We start from the raw sequence: 21,631 nt of genomic DNA, 5'->3' as shown, positions 1-21,631 counted from the left end.
CGAATGATAAGAAATCGACCTGACGATTAAACCGTCATGATCTCTTTTTCTTTTTCAGAGATGATCTTATCGACATCAACCACCGCACGGTCAGTCATCTTCTGAATGTCATCAGTAGCACGACGCTCATCGTCCTCAGAAATTTCTTTATCCTTAGTAAGGCGCTTGAGATGTTCGTTGGCATCACGACGTAAATTACGCACAGCGATCTTGGTTTCTTCACCTTCGTTTTTGACAACCTTCGTCAGATCACGACGACGCTCTTCAGTCAAAGCTGGCATTGGTACGCGAATCACAGTACCTTGTGAGGCTGGGTTAAGCCCCAAGTCAGAATCACGAATCGCCTTCTCAATTGCGCCAACCATAGTCTTTTCGAATGGTTGAACGTTAATGGTTCTAGCATCAGCTAATCCCAAGCTAGCCACTTGGCTTAGTGGTGTTGGATTACCGTAGTAATCGACCTGAATGTGCTCCAAAATTCCTGGATTTGCACGACCAGAACGAATCTTAGCTAAATTGGATTTCAAAGCCTCAAGAGACTTCTGCATCTTTTGATCGGTAGTGGTTTTAATTTCTGCTGCGGACATCAAGCCTCCTATTAAACGTGTACTAAAGTGCCTTCAGATTCGCCCTGAACCACGCGCATCAATGCACCTGGTTTAAGAATCGAAAATACTTTGATTGGTAATTTGCGATCACGACACAATGCAAAAGCAGTTGCATCCATCACCTGTAAGTTTTTGATGATTGCCTCATCAAAGGTAATTGTTTTGTAAAGAGTAGCTGTTGGGTCTTTCATTGGATCGGCACTGTAAATACCATCGACCTTAGTAGCCTTCAGAACGATCTCTGCAGCCATCTCAGCGCCGCGCAAGGCAGCAGCTGTATCAGTGGTGAAGAACGGGTTACCAGTACCTGCAGCAAAAATGACGACTTTGCCTTCGCTCAACGCACGAATCGCACGTGGGCGAATGTAAGGCTCAACCACTTGATCCATTCTTAGGGCGGATTGAACACGAGCTTCAACACCTTTTTGACGCAACGCATCTTGCAGCGCAAGTGAGTTCATCATGGTGGCAAGCATTCCCATGTAGTCAGCTGTTGCACGATCCATACCGGCCGCACCGCCTGCTACACCGCGGAAAATATTTCCGCCGCCGATCACGATGGCCAGCTGAACGCCGCTATTCACTACATCGGCAATTTCCTTCACCATGGAATCGATGGTTACTGGATTGATGCCAAAAGCATCATCCCCCATAAGGGCTTCACCAGAGAGTTTTAAGAGAACACGTTTGTAGGCTGGCATCGTTTTATTTTCCGTAATTTGCCAAGCAATCTACTTGCTTAGCTTATTGATCTTTAAGTACTTTTTAATATCTTGCCAAATTATAAAGGGCTTGGGACAGATCAAACAAAAGGGCATAGAAACCGAGATTTCCATGCCCTTTTGGGTATTACAGCCTTACTGGGCAAGCCCAGCAGTTTTGGAGCTAATTAAGCGCCTTTAGCAGCAGCCACTTGTGCAGCAACTTCAGCCGCAAAGTCGTCTTGACGCTTCTCAATGCCCTCACCTACAACAAACATGGTGAAACCCTTGATTGTTGTATTTGCAGCTTTGAGCATTTGCTCAACAGATTGCTTGTCGTTTTTAACGAAAGTTTGGTTCAACAAAGAAACCTCTTTGAGGTATTTCTGAATAGAACCTTCAACCATCTTCTCAACGATTTCTGGTGGTTTGCCAGATTCAGCAGCTTTTTGAACAGCAACACTACGCTCAACAGCAATTGCTTCAGCAGGAACATCAGCCATCGACAAAGCCACCGGCTTCATTGCAGCAATGTGCATTGCTACGTCTTTAGCTGCAGTCTCATCACCTTCGAACTCAACCATAACGCCAATACGAGTACCGTGGAGATAAGAAACCAACTTGTTGCTACCAGCGAAACGCTTGAAGCGACGTGGCATGATGTTCTCGCCGATCTTACCGATCAAGGCGCTACGAACTTCATCAACAGTTTGACCATTCATTGGCAATGCAAGTAATGCAGCAACGTCAGCTGGATTCTTTTCAGAAATCAGATTTGCACAGGCTTGTGTAAATGCCAAGAAATCATCATTCTTTGAAACGAAGTCAGTCTCGCAGTTCACTTCAAGCAAAGTACCTGTAGTGCCATTGATCGCTGAAGCAACAATACCTTCAGCAGTAACGCGGGATGCCGCCTTACCAGCTTTGCTACCGAGCTTTACACGCAGAATTTCTTCCGCACGAGCCATATCGCCATCAGCTTCAGTCAATGCTTTTTTGCACTCCATCATCGGAGCATCAGTCTTGGCGCGTAACTCGCCAACCATTGCAGCGGTAATAGCGGCCATTATTCAGCTTTCCCTTCTTCAACAAACTCTTCTTCGCCTTCTTTAACGGCAGTCAAGATTTCTTGAACAGAGTTTGATTTACCTTCGAGGATTGCATCAGCAATGCCACGAGCGTAGAGAAGAACAGCTTTGCTGGAGTCATCGTTACCAGGGATGATGTAATCAACACCTTCTGGTGAGTGGTTGGTATCAACCACAGCGATAACAGGAATACCAAGCTTGTTAGCTTCGGTAATAGCAATCTTGTGATAGCCAACGTCCACTACGAAAATCGCATCAGGAACGCCGTTCAAATCTTGAATACCGCCAAGCGCTTTTTGCAACTTGTCGAGATCGCGATCATTAGTCAATGCTTCTTTTTTGGAGAGCTTTTCCCAATCGCCAGCTTCTTTAGCAACAGCCATGTCCTTCAAACGCTTGAGGGAACCTTTAACAGTTTTGAAGTTTGTGAGTGTACCGCCCAACCAACGGCTGTCGATGTAAGGCATGCCAGCACGAGCAGCTTCTTCAGCAATGATCTCGCGTGATTGACGCTTAGTACCAACGAATAAGATAGTTCCACGATTAGCAGCAACTTGTTTTGCAAATTTCAGGGCGTCCTGAAACATTGGCAATGTTTTTTCTAAGTTGATGATGTGAATTTTGTTGCGATGGCCGAAAATGTAAGGGGCCATTCTTGGGGACCAGAAACGGGTTTGGTGACCAAAATGGCAACCGGCTTCCAGCATTTGACGCATAGTTACTGACATAACTTCTCCTAAGGGTTAATTTCTAAGATTGAGTCCTAGCTGCGCTAAAAAACGCCACCCTGGAAGGCTCAACCCGCGATTTCAGATCAAAATTGACCTGAGAGCGAAATTATAGCTTAAATATCAATCACCTAGACCCCTCATACCCCGCCCAAGCCATCTAAATCCCCTGGGAAATGCCATCAAATGGGTTATTTGCCCAATTTTTAAGCACTACAGATCTGCCAAAAACTGCCAAGTCGTTGATAATCAAGGCATGAATAGTGTATTTACCGCCGAAAAAGACATCCAAGGGATGCGCGAAGCTGGCCGCTTAGCCAGTGAAGTTCTTGACCACGTTGCCCCACACGTCAAAGCTGGAGTCAGTACGGCCGAGCTTGATCGCATTTGTCATGAATACATGCGCGATATCCAAAAAACCATTCCAGCCCCACTCAATTACCAGCCACCAGGCTACCCACCCTTTCCAGCATCCATCTGCACCTCGGTTAATGATGTGATTTGTCATGGCATTCCTGGTGAGAAGATTCTAAAAACCGGTGATGTCGTAAATCTCGACATCACTGTCATTACACCCGATGGCTACTACGGCGATACCAGTCGTATGTTTATGGTTGGGGAAGTTTCGGTATTAGCGAAACGCCTGACCCAAATTACTTTTGAATGCATGTGGCTTGGCATCGCCCAAGTCAAACCGGGTGCTTCACTAGGCGATATTGGCCACGTCATTCAGACCCATGCTGAAAATGCTGGCTACTCCGTTGTCCGTGAATATTGCGGTCATGGCATTGGCAAAGTCTTTCATCAAGATCCACAGATTCTTCACTATGGCCGCCCTGGCACAGGTGAGAAATTAAAAGAAGGAATGACCTTTACCATCGAGCCGATGATTAATGCGGGCAAGCGAGACATTCGCACCATGCCTGATCAATGGACTGTGAAAACCAAAGATCGCAGTCTCTCTGCGCAATGGGAACACACGCTCTTGGTAACCGCTACTGGGGTTGAGGTATTAACTTGGTCAGAGGGAAGCAATCCGATCCCTGATTGCGTTAAAGGTCTTTCATTTAGACCAAGTCTAGTAAACGCATAAATTCATGAATGAGCCCCGGGCAGCCAGCAATATTACTGATGCAGCTAGCCTGCGTGCAGCTCGAGAAATTGCATACGACGAGTTTAGAAAAACACAGTCCGTAGGTAGGTTAACCAAACAACTTACCAAGATGAGCGATCAAGTACTCGCCCACCTCTGGAATGGCTGTGGCTTAAGCAATCAAGCTAGCTTGATTGCCGTTGGCGGATATGGAAGGAATGCTTTATTCCCCCATTCTGATATTGATATTCTTATTCTGCTCCCAGCCGAAGAAAACCAAGCGCTCGCTTTATCAAAACAGGTTGAACAATTTATTGCCAGCTGCTGGGATATGGGCTTGGAGATAGGCTCTTCAGTGCGGAATACCGCAGAATGCATGTCCGAATCTGAGCAGGATGTCACTGTACGCACATCACTCTTAGAGGCACGATTACTGTGCGGCAATAAACAACTCTTTAAAGACTTTGAAAAAGCATTTGAAGCAGCCATGGATCCAAAGGTATTCTTTCAGGCGAAGCTTGCAGAACAAATTCAGCGTCACTACAAATACCAAGACACGCCCTACTCTTTAGAGCCAAATTGCAAAGAGAGTCCTGGTGGTTTGCGTGATTTACAGGTGATTTCCTGGGTCAGTAAAGCAGCGCACCTAGGTAATACATTTAAAGATCTCAGTCTTGCTGGCCTCATAACTCAACGAGAGTTAACTGAGCTCAATCGCAACCAGCGTTTTTTAGAAACCCTGCGTGCTAACTTGCATCTCCTAGCTAAACGTAGGCAGGATGTATTGGCCTTTGACTTGCAGGCACCGCTTGCCGCAGCAACGGGCGTTAAGGAGGACTCCTCCAGGCTAGCTAGTGAAGCGATTATGCGTCGCTACTATTGGGCAGCCAAAGCCGTCAGCCAATTAAATGACGTACTACTGCAAAACATTGAAGCGCTACTCTTCCCTCAAGAATCCAAAACGACTCATGCCATCGCCGGTGAAGGCAATGAGTGCTTTATAGAGCGCCAAGGTGTTTTGGACATTACTGATCCCGAGCTGTTTCAGAAGCACCCAGAGCAAATTCTGCGCACCTTCTTGGTGTTTGCGCAAACAGCCAATGTCAAGAGCCTATCCGCAACGATCTTTAGAGCGCTATACAACGCGCGTCAGAAGATGGATAGCAAATGGCGCAAAGATCCGGTCAACCGTGCACTCTTTATTGAAATCCTGAAAGAGCCCGAAGGAGTGAGTCGCGCCTTCCAACTCATGAACCGTACCAGCGTACTCGGTCGCTATCTGCCCGCATTCAGAAAAATCGTTGGTCAGATGCAGCATGACTTATTTCACGTCTATACAGTTGACCAACATATCCTCATGGTGCTTCGTAATGTGCGCCGCTTTATGGTGGTTGAGCATACGCATGAATTTCCTTTCTGCAGCAGTCTGATTGCCCATTTTGAGAAACCCTGGTTATTGGTTATTGCCGCTCTCTTTCATGACATTGCCAAAGGCCGTGGCGGCGATCACTCTGAACTTGGCAAAGCAGACATGCGCAAGTTTGCAAAAGACCATGGTTTAGACAAAGCGGATACCGAGCTCTTGGTTTGGTTGGTTGCAGAGCATCTGAACATGAGTCAAGTTGCCCAGAAAAAAGATATTACCGATCCAGAAGTGGTGCAAGCATTTGCCAATAAGGTGGGTGATGAGCGCCATCTCACCGCGCTATACCTATTAACGGTTGCCGATGTCCGTGGAACCAGTCCTAAAGTATGGAATGCCTGGAAAGGTAAGCTACTAGAAGATCTCTATCGCGTAACCCTTCGTGTATTAGGTGGCGCGAAGCCAGACGCCTCTTCAGAGCTTGCACAGCATCAAGAAGAATCCCGCGCCAAACTAAGGCTTTATGGCATTGAAGATGCTGCTTACGACAATCTCTGGAAGAAATTAGACGTTGCCTTCTTCCTGCGCCAAGATGCCGCTGATATTGCCTGGTTAACACGCCATCTATTTAATAAGGTCGATAGTGAAAATCCGGTTGTGCGCGCCAGGCTTTCTCCAGTTGGCGAAGGCTTGCAAATTGCGGTTTACGTCAAAGACCAAGAAGACTTGTTCGCAAGAATTTGTGCTTATTTTGAACGCCATGGCTTCTCAATTTGGGATGCCCGCATTCATACAACAAAGCATGGATATGCACTGGATACATTCCAGATATCAGGCAGTAATTTAGTTGATGAAGGCGGAAGCTACCGTGACCTCATTCAATTGGTGGAGTACGAGCTCACAGCTGCATTACAAAATAATGATCCCTTGCCATCGCCAAGCATGGGAAGGCTCTCAAGGCAATCTCGCACCTTCCCGATTCAGCCACGCGTGCACATGATTCCAGATGAACGCGGTCATTACTATGCGCTCTCTCTTTCAGCAAGCGATCGAACTGGATTGCTCTATGCAATCTCTAGAGTGCTAGCGAAGCATCAGGTTTCACTTCACACCGCGCGCATCAATACCCTTGGTGAACGAGTAGAAGACGTATTTCTCTTGGATGCAGCTAACTTGAGCAAGAATCCCAAGCTACAGATCTTGTTAGAAACTGACTTATTAGAGGCCTTAGGGATCTAGTCTAGCCCCTGTAGCTTTTGCAATGCCCGCTGAATACGCGGGCTGCTAATTTATTCAAAAGAAAATAAACGAAAGTATTAATAAAAAAATACAAAAATATTTAGTTATTTTATAAGCGGCAAGATTGCGCCTCTTAAATTCTCTGCGTCTTTTCTCAAACTTATGATGAAAATGAGCTAACTTATTAACGACCCCAGTTCGATCACGAATATCATTTGGCGAACTACCTGCCGTCATTATATTTTTGCTAAACCATTTATTAATCATAGCTACAAATGAAGAAGTCACTGGGCGCTCAATATCGCAAAACAGAATAATGCGCGACTCGGCCGTCTTGTTATGAGCCTCATGGATATAGGTTTCATCAAAAATGACACCCTCACCATCGCGCCAACTATATCTTTGACCGTCAACCTCAATAAAACAAGAATCATCATTAGGGGTAATTAAGCCAAGGTGGAAGCGCAAGGAACCTGCATATGGGTCTCGATGCTTATTGAGCCTACCGCCTGCAGGTAGCTCAGCAAATATGGCAGCCTTAACTGAAGGGATGGATTTCAGTATCGAAAAAGTATTTGGGCAAAATTCAGCCGCAGATGGATGGTTGGCTCCGTACCATTTCAAATAAAAACGTTTCCACCCATACTGAAAGAAAGAGCCAAAGCCTATATCGTCATGGTTTTCCGATGCTTTAATTCGCTGCATTTTAGATAAATTTAAAGCTTCTTCACGAAATACCTGCCAATTATCCTCAAGGACTTTTAGCTCAGGAAATTCACTGACAGAGACATATGGGGTTGTGGGTACTTTTGAAAAAAAGATCATTACCGCATTGATGGGGGCAAATATAACCGAATGATCTAAAAAGAGGCGATTTAAGGGTAATCGCACTCGCCCACGGAAATGGGAGAAGAGTATCGATGACACCCAGAGAAATAATAAAATCCACTTCAAAAAAAATCACCCCTGAAATTTTTATTTGCTTTATCTAGTTGCCTCTAAGGCCAATGGAAACAGAGCAAAAACATTTCTAGTAATTATAGCTTTTAGCCACAGATGAAATTATCGATTACCAAATGCACTGAATGCTCTTGACGAGTCATAAATAAGGAGGCATTACCTCAACAACTCCAACATAACCGCCTCATCAATCACTGAAATACCCAACTCCTCTGCTTTAACGAGCTTACTACCAGCATCTGATCCTGCAACTACGTAGTCGGTTTTCTTTGAAACAGATCCAGCGACTTTTGCGCCCGCCTTTTCAAGAAGATCCTTAGCCTCATCCCTTGTCATCGTCGGGAATGTGCCTGTGAGCACAAAGGTTTTTCCTACTACGGCTGCACTGATGATTTTTTCCTCAACAGATAGCTGCATTCCTGAAGCCAGGAGTTGTTCAATCACTTCACGGTTATGAGCTTCCCCCATAAAGCTGGTGATGGAGTCGGCTACAACGGGGCCAACATCCTTAACCGTTAGCAAGTCTTCGAGGCTTGCATCCATTAAGGCATGCATGGATTGGTAGTGATTAGCCAAGTCTTTGGCGGTAGTCTCGCCCACATGACGAATACCCAATGCAAAGATGAATCTCGCCAACGTAGTGTTTCTGGATTGATTTATTGCTGCGATGAGGTTATCGGCAGACTTCTCCCCCATGCGCTCCAGGTTCGCAATGGCAGTAAATCCTAGGCGATACAGATCAGCCGGCGTTCGAACCAGATTGTGATCAACTAATTGATCAACAATCTTCTCGCCCAAGCCTTCAATGTCTAAAGCTCTTCTATGGGCAAAATGAATTAATGCTTGCTTACGCTGTGCGCCGCAGAATAGGCCGCCACTACAACGGGCAACTGCTTCATCTGCTAATCGCTCTATATGTGAATCACATACAGGGCAATTTGTTGGCATGACAAACTCTTGCGCATTATTTGGTCGACGCTCCTTGACCACAGAAACGACTTCCGGAATAACATCCCCCGCTCTTCTAACGGAAACGGTATCGCCAATGCGCACGTCTTTGCGCTTCACTTCGTCTTCATTGTGGAGGGTAGCGTTGGTAACAGTAACTCCGCCTACTTCTACCGGAGCAAGTCTTGCAACAGGGGTGATGGCGCCAGTGCGCCCTACTTGCACATCTATTCCAAGAACGGTAGTTAGGGCTTCTTGCGCCGGGAACTTATGAGCTAAAGCAAAGCGTGGAGCCCTAGATACAAAGCCAAGCTTGGCTTGCTCTTCAAAAGCATTGACCTTGTAGACCACGCCATCAATGTCGTAAGGTAAAGAATCGCGTTTGGCGCCTACCTCGTTATAGAAAGCCAAAATATCTTCTACCGACTTAAGCACACGTCGCTCTGAGCAAACCGGCAAGCCCAGCTTGACGTAGGCATTGAGTAATTCTTCATGGGTTTTTGGTAACCAAGATTGTGGGTCTAGCGCACCTAAGCCATATGCGAAGAATGACAATGGTCTTTTGGCGGTGATTTTAGAGTCTAGTTGGCGCAAGCTCCCTGCTGCAGCATTGCGAGGGTTAGCGAATTCTTTCTCACCCTGCGCGGCAGCTTGCTGATTCATCTTCTGGAAGTCTTTGAGATACATAAAGACTTCACCGCGTACCTCTAGGACTGCAGGAAAATTATCTCCCGACAATTTAAGAGGAATGGCACGAATGGTTTTGATGTTAGCTGTAACGTCTTCACCACTAGCACCATCTCCACGAGTGGCTGCCCTGACTAATGAGCCATGCTCATAGCGTAGTGAGATTGCTAGGCCATCAAATTTGAGTTCTCCCGCGTAATCTACCTGGTCGACGTGCAGACCTTCACGACAACGACGATCAAAGGCAATCAGCTCAGCGTCTTCAAATGCATTGTTTAACGAAAGCATTGGCACTGCATGTGTCACCGAATCAAATTCTTTGAGAGCGGTACCACCCACTCTTTGCGAGAGCGAATCAGCGGTCACCCACTCAGGATGGGCAGACTCAATATCAAGTAAGTCGCGATAGAGGCGGTCGTACTCACTATCAGGAACTATTGGGTTATCAAGAACGTAGTAGGCATGCTCTAAGCGTGCCAACTCTGATTGCAAGAACGCGTAGCGATCCGCTAAATTTGTCGGACTAGAGGACGACAAAGCGATTCCTTAGCTAAAGAGTCTGCTGGCAGTGGAAGAGCCAGCTGGAACGCCACCCTTCTCAAGATTGGCATACAAGACATCGAGATGCTGACGAATACTAATCACCGCAGCCTCAGTCAAATTAATGCCATTGTCATCTACCAAGCGACCGTGGGCAGCTTGAGCGATCTCAATACCTTCGCCTAGCATGCGCTCAAAAGCACGTTCATCCTGAGATACCAAGGGCACTTCAAGCAGTAAGGTCACTTGTTTAACGGGCGCATTAGGATCAATTTCTGCGCTAGTAAAAATCAGGGCGCCATTGCTAAAGAACTCATAGGCACGACCATTACGAGAAAGCCTAAAGCCGCGCTTACGCATCAGAGCATCAAAATTAGCACCAGGAGTTGCCTCGTCAAATAGAACGTTGATGCTTAATTGAATATCACTCTCTGCAGCCATAGCATCGAGTTCTTTAGCGCTATCGAGCATGGTACTCACGCTTGGCATATCAATCTGAGAACCCAGAGTTTCTGCAAGCGCTTGAGCGCGAGAACAAAAATCTGATAACTCCAAAACACCAATCGGACCACGGCGGCTAGCCAACTGAATTGCTAGCTGCAACTCAGAATAAGAAGCCTCTGAGCGCAAGGCTTCCCAATCTTCGGCAGCGTCAAGATCTGCATTCAAACCTTCGCACATCCAACGCGCAGCGGAAGTTGTAGGCGCATCATTCCAAGCATTGATTTCTTCTAGGATTTCAGCGCCACTGATACCTTCATCAAAACGCAGAGTGATAACGCAATCAATACGGGGATCAATTGAAAAACTTTCTGGAGCAGATGGCGTTGAAATTGCAATCTCCCCAAAAGAAGGTTCCGCACGCTCTTCAGCCTCAGCAAAGCCTGGTCCAAAAGAAGGTTCCTTTGTAAAGCGATCGTCAGCAGAGTATTCGCCGGCAGCTCTTGCCTTACGGCGAGCTCGGGCGTATTTGAGATTCAGAATGGCGACTGAAATAAGAATCAGTAGGCCAATAACGGCCAAAGCGAACTGCAAGTCAGACAAACCCAACATTGTCATGAATTGCTCTAGATCCACTTAAGCTGCCTCCACCATAGATACCGCAGAAGAAATATCCACCGCAACAATACGAGATACACCCTGCTCTTGCATGGTGACACCAATCAACTGATGAGCAATTTCCATAGTGATCTTGTTATGTGAGATGAATACAAATTGAGTCTTGTTAGACATTTTGGCAACCATCTGCGCATAACGCAAGGTGTTCGCATCATCCAACGGCGCATCCACCTCATCGAGCAAGCAGAATGGTGCAGGATTGAGGAGGAATAAGGAGAAGACCAGAGCAATTGCAGTCAAAGCCTTTTCGCCACCAGAGAGTAAGTAGATCGAACTGTTCTTCTTGCCTGGAGGCTGAGCCATAACTTGAACGCCAGCATCCAAAATCTCTTCACCAGTCATTACCAACTCAGCATGACCGCCACCGAATAACTCTGGGAACAGTTTTCCGAAGTGGGTATTGACCTGATCAAACGTGCCTTGCAAGAGATCACGGGTTTCCGCATCAATCTTGGCAATCGCATCCGTCAAAGTCTGCATCGCTTCGTTCAAGTCGGCGGATTGCGCATCCAAGAACTGCTTGCGCTCACGTGAACTTGAAAGCTCATCCAAGGCAGCCATATTCACCGGACCTAATGATTGAATCTCATTACCAAGGCGAGTTACTTCGCTTTGCAAAGCGCCTACTTTAAGGTCAGGGCTAAAGCTTGCCTCTAATGCAGTTAGGTCGGCCTCAGCGTCTGAGAGTAAGGTTGCAAACTGCTCAAAGTTCAAACGAGCAGCTTGTTCACGCAACTGCAAATCAACCACTTTGTCCCGCATTGGCTGAAGACTGCGCTCAATCTGCAGGCGCACTTCATCCGCTTCACGCAATTGATGCAATAAAGCATCTTGTTCTGTACGGGCATTGGCCAATGCAGCTTCACGAGCACTGCGAGCCAGTAAGAGGCCCTGCAATTTATCTTGAGCCTCTTCATCGCTGAGAGTTTCAAGTTCTTGCTCGGAAGTAGCCTGCTTATCCTGAATTTCCATGATCTGCACGCGCGCAGTACTTTGATCGCGTTGCAAGTCAGCAATACGTTGCTGTAAGGAACGGGTTGCAAATGCCGCTTCTTGAGCTGACATCTCAGATGAGCGTAAGGCTTCACGGAGACGGTCACGCTCTTGGGTGGCCAACTCAAGTTTTTCTTGAGCGATGGCGAGATTTTCTTGCAGGCCTTGTTTAGACTCTTCTGACTGAGCAAACTCTTCTGATGATTGCTCTTGAGTTTGAATCAATTGCTCCATTTGCTGACGCAACTCGCTTAACTCACCCTGAATTTGTTCAGCGCGTTGACTGTACTTTTCTTCAGCTTGAGTTAGTTGCATTCTTTCCACTTCAAAGCCGTGCACTTCTTGTACAGCTTGCTCAGCAGCGATGCGAGTTTGTTCAGCAGTTTGGTGGGCAGCCTGATAGTTAGCAGCACATTGATCCAACTCACTTTGCAGTTCACTTTGAATGAGTTTCTGTGCACGCAATTGCTTCTCGAGACCTTCCATCTCTTGAGCACGTGCCAACATACCTGCCTGCTCAGAGTCGGCTGCGTACAACTGCACGCCCACACGACTCACTAAATGGCCTTGTTGAGTAACAAAAGCACCGCCAGCAGGTAACTTCTCGCGACGATGCAATGCATCTTCCAGGCTATTAGCAATATAGATATTGTCTAACCACTCCTGCAATACAGCAGCAACACGCGGTGCACCTGCGCTCTGAACACGGGTTAACAGAGGAATGAAATCCGCTGGCACAGTAGTGTGCGCAGGAGAAATATCTTCTGTTAGCAAAATTGCTAAACGACTTGGAGGAGCGTCATTCGCTAAAGCTAAAGTTTCTTGAACGCTTTTAGCGGTAACGGCGGCTAAGCGCTCGCGCAATACGGACTCCAAGGCAGCTTCCCAACCACTCTCTACCTTGAGCTCTTGCCACAAACGTTTACTCTCTTTTAAGCCTTTGCTCTCAAGCCATGGGCCGATCTTGCCTTGAGCTTGAACGCTGGCTTGCAAGGCTGTTAGTGCAGTGAGTTTTGCTTCGGTTTGAGCCAGCTCTTGGTTAGCCGACTGAATCTGTTGTTGCGCAGTATTACGGGCTTCATCAGCAGCCGGGACACGTTGTTGCGCCTCACCTGCTTTTTGTCTTGCTTCATCAACCTTACGTTGTGCCATCGCATGACGATCAATTGCCATTTGCAATGCTTCAGCATCGGGTCTACGCATACCAGCAAGCTCTGCCTCAAGACGGGTATCGCGCCCTTTGAGTTCTTCAACTTGTGTAGTGATAGCTTTAACTCGCTCACCCAAACTTGCTAAGCGCTGATCAATCGTGGCCAAGTTCTCACGGGCATCATTGAGTTCGCGTACTTGAACTTGATAAGCTTCTTCGCGAGCTGGCATTTGCTCTTGTAAGCCAGATAAATCAGCAATTAATGTCTGCTCTTTTTCTGCAGCTAAGCTGAGCTCTTGCTCAGCGGTACGCTGCGCTTGCGCAGCATCAGTTTCTTGAACAGTCCAACGTTGCAGTTGCGCTTGTAAATCTTGGGATTGCTGTTGCAGACGCTGACGTGCTTCTTGCACGTAACGAATCTGTGACTCTACTTGGCTGACATCAGCATTTGTTTGATACAAATCGCCTTGAGCTTGAGAAACTTTATCTTGCAATGCGTACTGTTCGGTACGCATAGTCTCAAGCTCAGTTTCAGCATGACGCATTTTTGCAGTCTGCTCTTCTAAACTCACCTGCGTGTCACGAATGCCGTTTGCATGACGCTCTTGCTCTTTACCAGCCTCAGTCTGACGCACAAACCAGAGCAACTGCTGCTGGGACTTCATCTCAGTAGATAGCTCAGCATGGCGCTCGGCTACGGTTGCCTGCTTCTCTAAGCGGGTGAGCTGTTGATCGAGCTCACGCAAAATATCTTCTACGCGTACTAAGTTTTCTTTTGTATCTTCAAGACGAGAAGCGGTTTCTTTACGACGCTCTTTATATTTAGAAACACCCGCAGCCTCTTCTAAGAAAACACGGAGCTCTTCTGGCTTTGCTTCTAAGATGCGGTTGATCGTTCCTTGTCCGATGATGGCGTAGCCTCTTGGACCCATACCAGTACCCAAGAAAATATCTTGAATATCTTTGCGACGAACAACTTGATTATTAACGTAATAACTAGAATTGCCATCACGCGTCAGAACACGTTTGATACCTAATTCTGTAAAAGCACTCCACTGACCTTGAGCGCGCCCTTCAGAATTATCAAAAATGAGTTCCACGCTGGCACGGCCAGATGGTTTACGTAAACCGGAACCGTTAAAAATAACGTCCTGCATCGATTCGCCACGCAATTCACTAGCGCGAGACTCACCCAAAACCCAACGTACCGCGTCAATAATGTTCGACTTTCCGCAACCGTTAGGACCCACAACACCGATCAATTGACCTGGCATTTCGAAATGGGTTGGATCGACGAAGGACTTAAAGCCGGAAAGTTTGATGGATTTCAGTTGCACGGCGTACTTTGCAGGGAAAAAAGGGGTTCAAATAAGGGGGTAAAAATTATTACTAAAGTGGGAAGATGATAGCAAGCTTAGGGCTCCTCACACGGGTTTTTGCCCCACCGATATAATGATTAATCTACTTCCAGGGGCAAAACCCCTTAACAATCTGATAGTTAACTGAAAAGCATGAGCCAATCACCACAAAGCATCATCGAACAAGCCTGGGAAAACCGCGCAAACCTGTCTCCTGAGGCCGTTTCTGGAGAAATTCGCAATGCCGTGAACGCCGTACTCGAAGGCCTGAATACAGGCAGCATTCGTGTGGCTGAGCGCCGTAGCGTCGGCAAATGGGAAGTAAACCAGTGGGTCAAGAAGGCTGTTTTGCTGTCTTTCCGCCTGGAAGACAACAAACCCATGGGCGCTGGCGGCTATACCCAGTTCTACGACAAGGTGCCAAGCAAGTTTGAGCACTACACCGCTGAAGACTTCGCTAATGGCGGCTTCCGTGTAGTCCCCCCTGCAATGGCTCGCCGTGGCTCATTTATTGGCAAGAATGCCGTTTTAATGCCTTCTTACGTCAATATTGGCGCTTATGTAGGCGAAGGCACCATGGTGGATACCTGGGCAACAGTAGGCTCATGCGCTCAAATTGGTAAGAACGTCCACCTATCTGGTGGCGTTGGTATTGGCGGTGTTTTAGAGCCAATTCAAGCTGGCCCAGTCATTATTGAAGATAACTGCTTTATTGGCGCCCGTTCTGAGGTCGTTGAAGGTGTGGTTATTGAAGAAAACGCTGTTCTCTCTATGGGCGTATACATTGGTCAAAGCACCAAGATCTACGACCGTGAAACTGGTGAGATCCATTACGGCCGTGTACCAGCAGGTTCTGTTGTGGTTCCTGGCTCACTCCCTTCTGCTTGTGGCAAGTACAGCCTGTACGCTGCGATCATCGTGAAAAAGGTTGATGCTCAAACTAGAGCCAAGACTGCCATTAACGAACTCTTACGCGATTAAGCTGAATTTATGAGCGCTACCCTTGAGCTTACTGAAGCCCTTATCTCCTGCCGCTCGGTAACCCCAGCGGACGGGGGCTGCCAGGAGCTCATTGCTAAACGCCTTCAAGCAATAGGTTTTCATACTGAGAGCGTTGTTAGTGGTCCTGAGAGTTTTCAGGTAACCAATCTTTGGGCAATCAAAAAGGGTGTCAGCGGTGATCAAGGCGAAGTCTTGATGTTTGCCGGTCACACTGACGTAGTACCTACTGGCCCGCTCGAAAAATGGACTAATGATCCATTTACTCCAACCATTCGTGACGGCATGCTCTATGGCCGTGGCGCTGCGGACATGAAAACCTCTCTTGCAGCATTTGTAGTTGCTACAGAAGAATTCGTAATCACCCATCCAAATCACAAAGGCTCTATTGCCTTTTTGATTACCAGCGATGAAGAAGGTCCAGCCAATGATGGCACTGTCATCATGTGCGAGCGCCTGCAAAAACAGGGGCAACGTTTAGATTACTGCGTCATTGGCGAGCCAACCTCAGTCGACCAATTGGGCGACATGATTAAGAATGGTCGTCGTGGCTCCCTCTCAGGCAAGCTTAGGGTCAAAGGTATTCAGGCGCATATCGCCTACCCTCACCTAGGCAAAAATCCCATCCATCTTTCAGCACCAGCAATTCAAGCGCTAGTTGAAACCGAGTGGGATAAAGGTAATCAGTATTTCCAGCCTACTAGTTTTCAGATTTCCAATATCCATGCAGGTACTGGCGCGAACAATGTCATCCCTGGTGAGTTGGCGATTGATTTCAACTTCCGCTTCTCTACCGAGAGCAAACCAGAAGAGTTGCGCAGTCGTCTAGAAGGCATTCTCACTGCAGCAGGTCTCGACTTTGAGATTGATTGGGTCTTAGGCGGTAGCCCATTTATTACCGGCGATGGCGCCCTTGCTGGCGCCTTACGCAAAGCTATCAAAGCTGAAACTAAAATCGATACAGAGCTCTCCACGACTGGCGGTACAAGCGATGGTCGCTTCATTGCTAAGATCTGCAAAGAAGTAGTCGAGTTTGGCCCGCTCAATGCAACCAGTCACAAAATTGATGAGTGCGTGATTGTGGATGATGTTGTGCCACTCAAAAATATCTTCCGCAAGACTCTCGAGCAACTTATTGCTTAAGAATTTTTAGCCAATTACTTATCCTAAAAATTAATGGACCCTTCGCCCCAGCAATCTCTGACGCTTGATCAATGTATTGATCAAATTGCACAACGACTAGAAGCAGCAGATTTACATTATGGTCACGGCGCCATCGGCGCCCAGAGCGAAGCCCTTTGGATTGCCAGCAAGCAGTTGGACTTCAGCCCTACTGATGCGTTGGATCACCTAGAGCAAGTAATGAGCGCCGAGCAAATTGCTAAGGCATTTGAGGTTGCAGAAATTCGGATCTCTTCACGCAAGCCATTGGCCTATATTTTGGGTGAAGCTTGGCTAATGGGTGTGCCATTTTTCTCCAGCGAGCAAAGTATTGTGCCCCGCTCCTGGATTGCCGAGTTAATCGTTGATGGCTCACTCGAGCCTTGGCTGCCGGCAGATGGCAAAGCACTCGATTTGTGCACAGGCAATGGCTCCCTAGCAATTTTATTAGCCATGGCTTGCCCAGATATCCATATCAGCGCCTGTGACATCAGCCTGCCTGCATTGGCAGTGGCATCTCGCAATCTCGATCGTCATGGCCTCACTTCTCAAGTGGAGCTTTTTGAGGGCGATCTTTGGGATGCACTTCCAGAACCGCATGAAGATAACCTCTTTGATCTCATCATTTGCAACCCGCCTTACGTCAACGCCAATTCCATGAATACCCTTCCCGCTGAATATCATGCGGAGCCTGCTCTCGCATTAGCTGGTGGCGATGATGGGATGGATCTCATCCGCAAGATTATTGCTGGCGCTCCTGACTATCTATCTGAGCGCGGTGCCATTCTGATTGAGATTGGCAATGAGTATGAGCACTTTAAAAAAGCGTTTCCGCAGATCCCCGTCATTTGGATGGAAGTATCTGCGGGCGATGAGCAAGTGTTACTGATTCAAGCGGAAGACTTGCGCTAAGTTTATTGCTGTCTTAGCTTAACTCTGCTGCCGCAGAGATGGCTTGATCTATACGCTCTACTGGAATTGCCCTCAATCCCGGAATCTTCGTCTTCGGCATATTGGCCTTTGGAATAATCGCCACAGTAAAGCCGAGCTTAGCCGCCTCTTTAAGGCGCTCCTGGCCACGTGGGCATGGACGAATCTCTCCAGCCAAGCCAACCTCACCAAAGACAATTAATTCTTTTGGTAGAGCCTTATTGCGAATCGATGATTGAATTGCCAATAACACTGCCAAGTCAGCTGCTGGCTCTGAGATCTTCACGCCACCCACTGCATTTAAGAAGACATCCTGATCAAAGCACGCAACACCAGCATGACGATGCAATACCGCTAAGAGCATAGCCAAACGCGCCTGCTCCAAACCAACAGCCAAGCGGCGAGGGTTGGGAATATGCGCGGTATCTACGAGCGCCTGAATCTCCACCAAGAGCGGGCGACTACCCTCTTGTGTAACCAATACGCAAGCGCCAGGCACCATCTCGGCATGTTGCGATAAGAAAATAGCTGAAGGGTTAGCAACTCCGCGTAGACCTTTTTCAGTCATTGCAAATACGCCGAGCTCATTGACTGCACCAAAACGGTTTTTAATCGAGCGCACCAATCTAAATGAAGAATGGGTATCACCCTCAAAGTAGAGAACGGTGTCCACAATATGCTCAAGCACGCGAGGACCAGCTAAATGACCATCTTTGGTCACGTGACCCACCATCAAGACGCAGATACCGCTGGATTTAGCAGCTCTAGTTAATTGGGCGGCACACTCTCGAACTTGTGCAACGGAACCTGGAGCCGAACTCAGCACTTCTGAATACAAGGTCTGAATAGAGTCAACCACCAAGACCTGTGGCTTGACCGTATCCATGATAGATAACAACTTTTCCAACTGAATCTCAGCCAACACCTCTAATTGAGGAGCATCCAATGCAATGCGTTTTGCTCGCAGCGCAATTTGAGCGGCAGATTCTTCACCACTACTGTAGAGGACGTTCATGCCTGCAGCACTCATCTCAGCGAGCGCTTGTAGCAATAAGGTGGATTTACCAATGCCTGGGTCACCACCCAAGAGCACTACACCTCCAGGAACTAGTCCGCCGCCCAGTACGCGATCAAACTCTTCTACGCCAGTACTAAAGCGAGGAAGGTCTTCAGCTGAAATGGCGGAAAGTTTTTGACGTGGTAATGACTGCGCTAAACCCTGAAAGCGGGTATTTGAACTCACCTCAGGTAAGCCCTCTTCTAGCGTATTCCACGCCTGACATGAAGGACACTGTCCTTGCCACTTAGCAGAGGTCCCACCGCATGACTGACAGATATAGATTGTTTTAATCTTGGCCAAAGTATTACCTAGTAATTAGTGAGTGCAGCAGTAAAAATCAGTTAATCGAGCTGTGTGCCCGCTTTGTTCTCTTGAGCGCGCTTGGGTGCATCTTTACGGCGTTGCTCAACATCTGCTGCACGAGCAGCTGCTGCCTTTTGCTTCTCTTCGAATTCTTTTTGGTTGGCTGATCGCTCAGCTGCTTTTTCAGCAGAGGCACGTTCAGCAATCTTCGCCGCATCGCGCTGATCCTTAATGCTTGCGCGCAACTTGCGCTGCACTTCATGCAACTCCACTTCTTGCACGCGTATTGGGTCTATCTCTTTGCGGTACTCAGCACGTGAATCTTTGAGGCAACTGTTGACCCAGTAATTTTGATAGCACTCAGAATTCTTTTTATCCCAGCGATATTTAGCCCAATCGCGCTGCAACTCCAATTCACCTTCAATCTTATCTAGCTGCTCTAACTGCGCTTCTTCGGCAGGTGTAGCAAGAACTAGACTGCTGAAGGAGCAAACCAACAGGAATGCTCCTAATGAAAGCAGCGAGCGAAAGGTGATCGGCTTTCTCAAATCTCTACCTTTGCGCCAAGCTCAACCAAACGATTAGCAGGAATCTTGAAGAAGTCAGATTGGCGACCGGCGTTCTGATACATCCAGCAGAACAGACGTTCACGCCATAAAGCCATGCCAGGGGCATCAGTTGCAACGATAGTGTCGCGAGATAAGAAGAAGGAGGTATCCATCAAGTTAAATTTAAGTCCGGATGATTTCTCAATCAACTCGATGATCCTGCCCATATCTGGCGTCTCATTAAAGCCATACACCGCCCTGACCACAAAAATATTGCTTCCCAAATCTCGCAAAGTAATACGCTCTTCATCTTTAACGTAAGGGACATCCCAAATACTCACTTTGAGGAAGAAAACTCTCTCATGAAGAACGTGGTTGTGCTTCAGGTTATGCAAGAAAGAAACTGGCAAGTAGTCTACGTGAGCAGTCAAAAAGATGGCAGTACCCTCTACACGATGGGGAGGGTTTTTCATCAACACGTCAATGAATCCCTTGAGCTCAATACCCTCTTCCATGGCGCGTTGACGCAGCAGCTTTCTTCCTTGATACCAAGTCATTAACAAGAGGAAACAAGCCGCGCCCAACAACAATGGGAACCAACCACCCTCCATGATTTTCAAAAGATTGGCTGTCAAGAAAGCGAGGTCAACAATCAGGAAAGCGCTAATAACTAGAGTTACCAATAAGGTATTCCAACGCCATACTATGCGCATAACAATAGCGGCGAGGAAAGTCGTAACAATCATGGTGGTAGTCACAGCAATACCGTAGGCAGCAGCTAAATTGGCGGATTGCTTAAATGCTAGAACCACGGCAATCACTAAGACTAATAATGTCCAATTCACCAATGGCATATAGATCTGCCCGATTTCACGATCAGAGGTGTGGCGAATTTTCATGCGCGGCACAAAGCCTAGCAAGATCGCCTGACTCGTCATAGAAAACGCGCCAGAAATTACAGCCTGGGAGGCAATGACGGTTGCGAGTGTTGCTAAGATCACCAAAGGAATTACGAAGGTATCGGGCACCATTAAGAAAAATGGATTGGTGATGTTCTCGGGGTGATTCAAAAACATTGCACCTTGACCAAAATAATTTAAAAGCAAGCAAGGCATCACAAATAAGAACCAACCCATTCGTATGGGCTTGATACCAAAGTGCCCCATATCCGCATATAGCGCTTCAGCACCTGTAAGCACCAAAAAGACCGCGCCAAGAACGATAAATCCCTGGAGGGCGTGCTCCCCCATAAATCGAATGGCATACAGAGGATTGATAGCCGCAAAAATTTGGGGATTCTCAATCACCTGATAAATCCCCATCAGACCAATGGCCAGAAACCAGACCAACATCACAGGGCCAAATAAATTACCCACTACAGCGGTACCAGTTTTCTGAATAAAAAATAGCGCCACCAAAATAATAATCGTGCCTGGAATAACAAAGCGCGTTAACTCCGGTGAAATCACCTCCAGCCCTTCCACCGCAGAAAGCACCGAGATTGCTGGCGTAATGATGGCATCTCCATAAAACATACAGGCACCAAAAACCCCGGCCATGATGATTAACAGAGAGCGCTTGGAACCAGTAGGTGCTGTTCGCAAAGCTAAGGCCATCAAAGCCAGAATGCCACCCTCACCATGATTGTTTGCACGCATCACAAACATCACGTACTTGAGTGAAACCACAATAGTGAAAGCCCAAAAAACCATCGAAATCACACCATAGACAGCCTCATTAGAAAAAGGGATGCCATGCTCTGGACTAAAACATTCTTTAAGCGCATAAAGAGGGCTTGTTCCGATATCTCCGAAGACCACTCCAATTGCTGCAAGCATGAGAGAAAAAGAGGCGCCCTTTGGGTGACCATGCTCTTGCCGAGAAATCTCAACTGGCCTCAATAAAGAGGATTGGGAAAACTCTTGGTTACTGACTGACATTAATAAGCCTCATCTCAATGTTGCGTGGCAATATGTTACTCCTTATACAGGCTGACTCAGGAGTGATATTTACCCCTTAAAACCGCTTATTTCAGCTCCATTTGAAGGCATACCT

General features: G+C 47.2%; 16 protein-coding genes. 5 read left to right on the top strand and 11 right to left on the bottom strand.

The features are described 5' to 3' along the window. Positions 1 to 26 precede the first annotated feature (26 nt). From frr to rpsB, 4 genes are all read right to left on the bottom strand, one after another. Complete coding sequence (frr, locus tag ICN25_RS06980) at positions 27 to 587, bottom strand: ribosome recycling factor (RefSeq protein WP_216180578.1); 561 nt, start codon at positions 585 to 587, stop codon at positions 27 to 29. Positions 588 to 598: 11 nt separating this feature from the next. After that, positions 599 to 1,309, bottom strand: a complete 711-nt coding sequence (gene pyrH / locus ICN25_RS06975; RefSeq protein WP_215374847.1) for a UMP kinase — start codon at positions 1,307 to 1,309, stop codon at positions 599 to 601. 188 nt (positions 1,310 to 1,497) lie between these two features. Then, positions 1,498 to 2,376, bottom strand: a complete 879-nt coding sequence (tsf, locus tag ICN25_RS06970) for a translation elongation factor Ts (RefSeq protein ID WP_046330462.1) — start codon at positions 2,374 to 2,376, stop codon at positions 1,498 to 1,500. After that, positions 2,376 to 3,125, bottom strand: a complete 750-nt coding sequence (gene rpsB, locus ICN25_RS06965; RefSeq protein WP_015421433.1) for a 30S ribosomal protein S2 — start codon at positions 3,123 to 3,125, stop codon at positions 2,376 to 2,378. Before rpsB ends, tsf begins: the two co-directional genes overlap by 1 nt. A gap of 142 nt (positions 3,126 to 3,267) precedes the next feature. Here rpsB and map point away from each other — a divergent pair, with 142 nt between their 5' ends. Further along, on the top strand, positions 3,268 to 4,218 hold the full coding sequence (gene map / locus ICN25_RS06960; protein WP_370624730.1) for a type I methionyl aminopeptidase: 951 nt from the start codon (positions 3,268 to 3,270) through the stop codon (positions 4,216 to 4,218). A gap of 4 nt (positions 4,219 to 4,222) precedes the next feature. Further along, the gene (locus ICN25_RS06955) at positions 4,223 to 6,820 is read left to right on the top strand and encodes a [protein-PII] uridylyltransferase (protein WP_216180575.1); all 2,598 of its coding nucleotides are present in this window, start codon (positions 4,223 to 4,225) and stop codon (positions 6,818 to 6,820) included. Between the two features lie 54 nt (positions 6,821 to 6,874). Here ICN25_RS06955 and ICN25_RS06950 read toward each other — a convergent pair whose 3' ends face one another. The 4 genes from ICN25_RS06950 to smc form a co-directional block, all read right to left on the bottom strand. Further along, a complete protein-coding gene (locus ICN25_RS06950) occupies positions 6,875 to 7,774 on the bottom strand; it encodes an aspartyl/asparaginyl beta-hydroxylase domain-containing protein (protein ID WP_216180565.1) in 900 nt (299 codons plus the stop codon). A 162-nt stretch (positions 7,775 to 7,936) separates the two neighbouring features. Continuing rightward, on the bottom strand, positions 7,937 to 9,952 hold the full coding sequence (gene ligA / locus ICN25_RS06945; RefSeq protein WP_216180561.1) for an NAD-dependent DNA ligase LigA: 2,016 nt from the start codon (positions 9,950 to 9,952) through the stop codon (positions 7,937 to 7,939). A 9-nt stretch (positions 9,953 to 9,961) separates the two neighbouring features. After that, positions 9,962 to 11,014, bottom strand: a complete 1,053-nt coding sequence (locus ICN25_RS06940; protein ID WP_216180558.1) for a cell division protein ZipA C-terminal FtsZ-binding domain-containing protein — start codon at positions 11,012 to 11,014, stop codon at positions 9,962 to 9,964. Positions 11,015 to 11,032: 18 nt separating this feature from the next. Next, positions 11,033 to 14,554: a chromosome segregation protein SMC gene (gene smc / locus ICN25_RS06935; protein ID WP_216180555.1), complete on the bottom strand. Its 3,522-nt coding sequence runs from the start codon at positions 14,552 to 14,554 to the stop codon at positions 11,033 to 11,035. A 174-nt stretch (positions 14,555 to 14,728) separates the two neighbouring features. Here smc and dapD point away from each other — a divergent pair, with 174 nt between their 5' ends. From dapD to prmB, 3 genes are read left to right on the top strand one after another with little or no spacing between them, the layout of a single operon-like run. Further along, complete coding sequence (dapD, locus tag ICN25_RS06930) at positions 14,729 to 15,556, top strand: 2,3,4,5-tetrahydropyridine-2,6-dicarboxylate N-succinyltransferase (protein WP_215333495.1); 828 nt, start codon at positions 14,729 to 14,731, stop codon at positions 15,554 to 15,556. 9 nt (positions 15,557 to 15,565) lie between these two features. Continuing rightward, complete coding sequence (gene dapE, locus ICN25_RS06925; protein WP_216180551.1) at positions 15,566 to 16,717, top strand: succinyl-diaminopimelate desuccinylase; 1,152 nt, start codon at positions 15,566 to 15,568, stop codon at positions 16,715 to 16,717. Positions 16,718 to 16,750: 33 nt separating this feature from the next. Next, positions 16,751 to 17,647 carry a 50S ribosomal protein L3 N(5)-glutamine methyltransferase gene (gene prmB / locus ICN25_RS06920; RefSeq protein ID WP_216180548.1) on the top strand — a complete coding sequence of 299 codons (897 nt, stop codon included), beginning with the start codon at positions 16,751 to 16,753 and terminating at the stop codon, positions 17,645 to 17,647. Between the two features lie 13 nt (positions 17,648 to 17,660). On the opposite strand, the gene radA is transcribed toward prmB, so the two are convergent. From radA to ICN25_RS06905, 3 genes are read right to left on the bottom strand one after another with little or no spacing between them, the layout of a single operon-like run. Continuing rightward, positions 17,661 to 19,025: a DNA repair protein RadA gene (gene radA, locus ICN25_RS06915; RefSeq protein WP_216180545.1), complete on the bottom strand. Its 1,365-nt coding sequence runs from the start codon at positions 19,023 to 19,025 to the stop codon at positions 17,661 to 17,663. 41 nt (positions 19,026 to 19,066) lie between these two features. Further along, positions 19,067 to 19,576: a hypothetical protein gene (locus tag ICN25_RS06910; RefSeq protein WP_216180542.1), complete on the bottom strand. Its 510-nt coding sequence runs from the start codon at positions 19,574 to 19,576 to the stop codon at positions 19,067 to 19,069. Beyond that, on the bottom strand, positions 19,573 to 21,414 hold the full coding sequence (locus ICN25_RS06905; RefSeq protein WP_255536751.1) for a potassium transporter Kup: 1,842 nt from the start codon (positions 21,412 to 21,414) through the stop codon (positions 19,573 to 19,575). The genes ICN25_RS06910 and ICN25_RS06905 overlap by 4 nt, the downstream gene beginning before the upstream one ends. Positions 21,415 to 21,631: the final 217 nt, after the last annotated feature.

Source organism: Polynucleobacter sp. 80A-SIGWE, from assembly GCF_018882295.1.
Taxonomy (GTDB): domain Bacteria; phylum Pseudomonadota; class Gammaproteobacteria; order Burkholderiales; family Burkholderiaceae; genus Polynucleobacter.
This window is presented reverse-complemented; position numbering and strand designations above follow the sequence as displayed.

What these genes read in the sequence shown, in the direction of transcription:
- frr (WP_216180578.1), bottom strand. Translation starts at nt 587, where the DNA reads ATGTCCGCAGCAGAAATTAAAACCACTACCGATCAAAAGATGCAGAAG.
- pyrH (WP_215374847.1), bottom strand. Translation starts at nt 1,309, where the DNA reads ATGCCAGCCTACAAACGTGTTCTCTTAAAACTCTCTGGTGAAGCCCTT.
- tsf (WP_046330462.1), bottom strand. Translation starts at nt 2,376, where the DNA reads ATGGCCGCTATTACCGCTGCAATGGTTGGCGAGTTACGCGCCAAGACT.
- rpsB (WP_015421433.1), bottom strand. Translation starts at nt 3,125, where the DNA reads ATGTCAGTAACTATGCGTCAAATGCTGGAAGCCGGTTGCCATTTTGGT.
- ICN25_RS06955 (WP_216180575.1), top strand. Translation starts at nt 4,223, where the DNA reads ATGAATGAGCCCCGGGCAGCCAGCAATATTACTGATGCAGCTAGCCTG.
- ICN25_RS06940 (WP_216180558.1), bottom strand. Translation starts at nt 11,014, where the DNA reads ATGACAATGTTGGGTTTGTCTGACTTGCAGTTCGCTTTGGCCGTTATT.
- dapD (WP_215333495.1), top strand. Translation starts at nt 14,729, where the DNA reads ATGAGCCAATCACCACAAAGCATCATCGAACAAGCCTGGGAAAACCGC.
- dapE (WP_216180551.1), top strand. Translation starts at nt 15,566, where the DNA reads ATGAGCGCTACCCTTGAGCTTACTGAAGCCCTTATCTCCTGCCGCTCG.
- prmB (WP_216180548.1), top strand. Translation starts at nt 16,751, where the DNA reads ATGGACCCTTCGCCCCAGCAATCTCTGACGCTTGATCAATGTATTGAT.
- ICN25_RS06905 (WP_255536751.1), bottom strand. Translation starts at nt 21,414, where the DNA reads ATGCTTGCAGCAATTGGAGTGGTCTTCGGAGATATCGGAACAAGCCCT.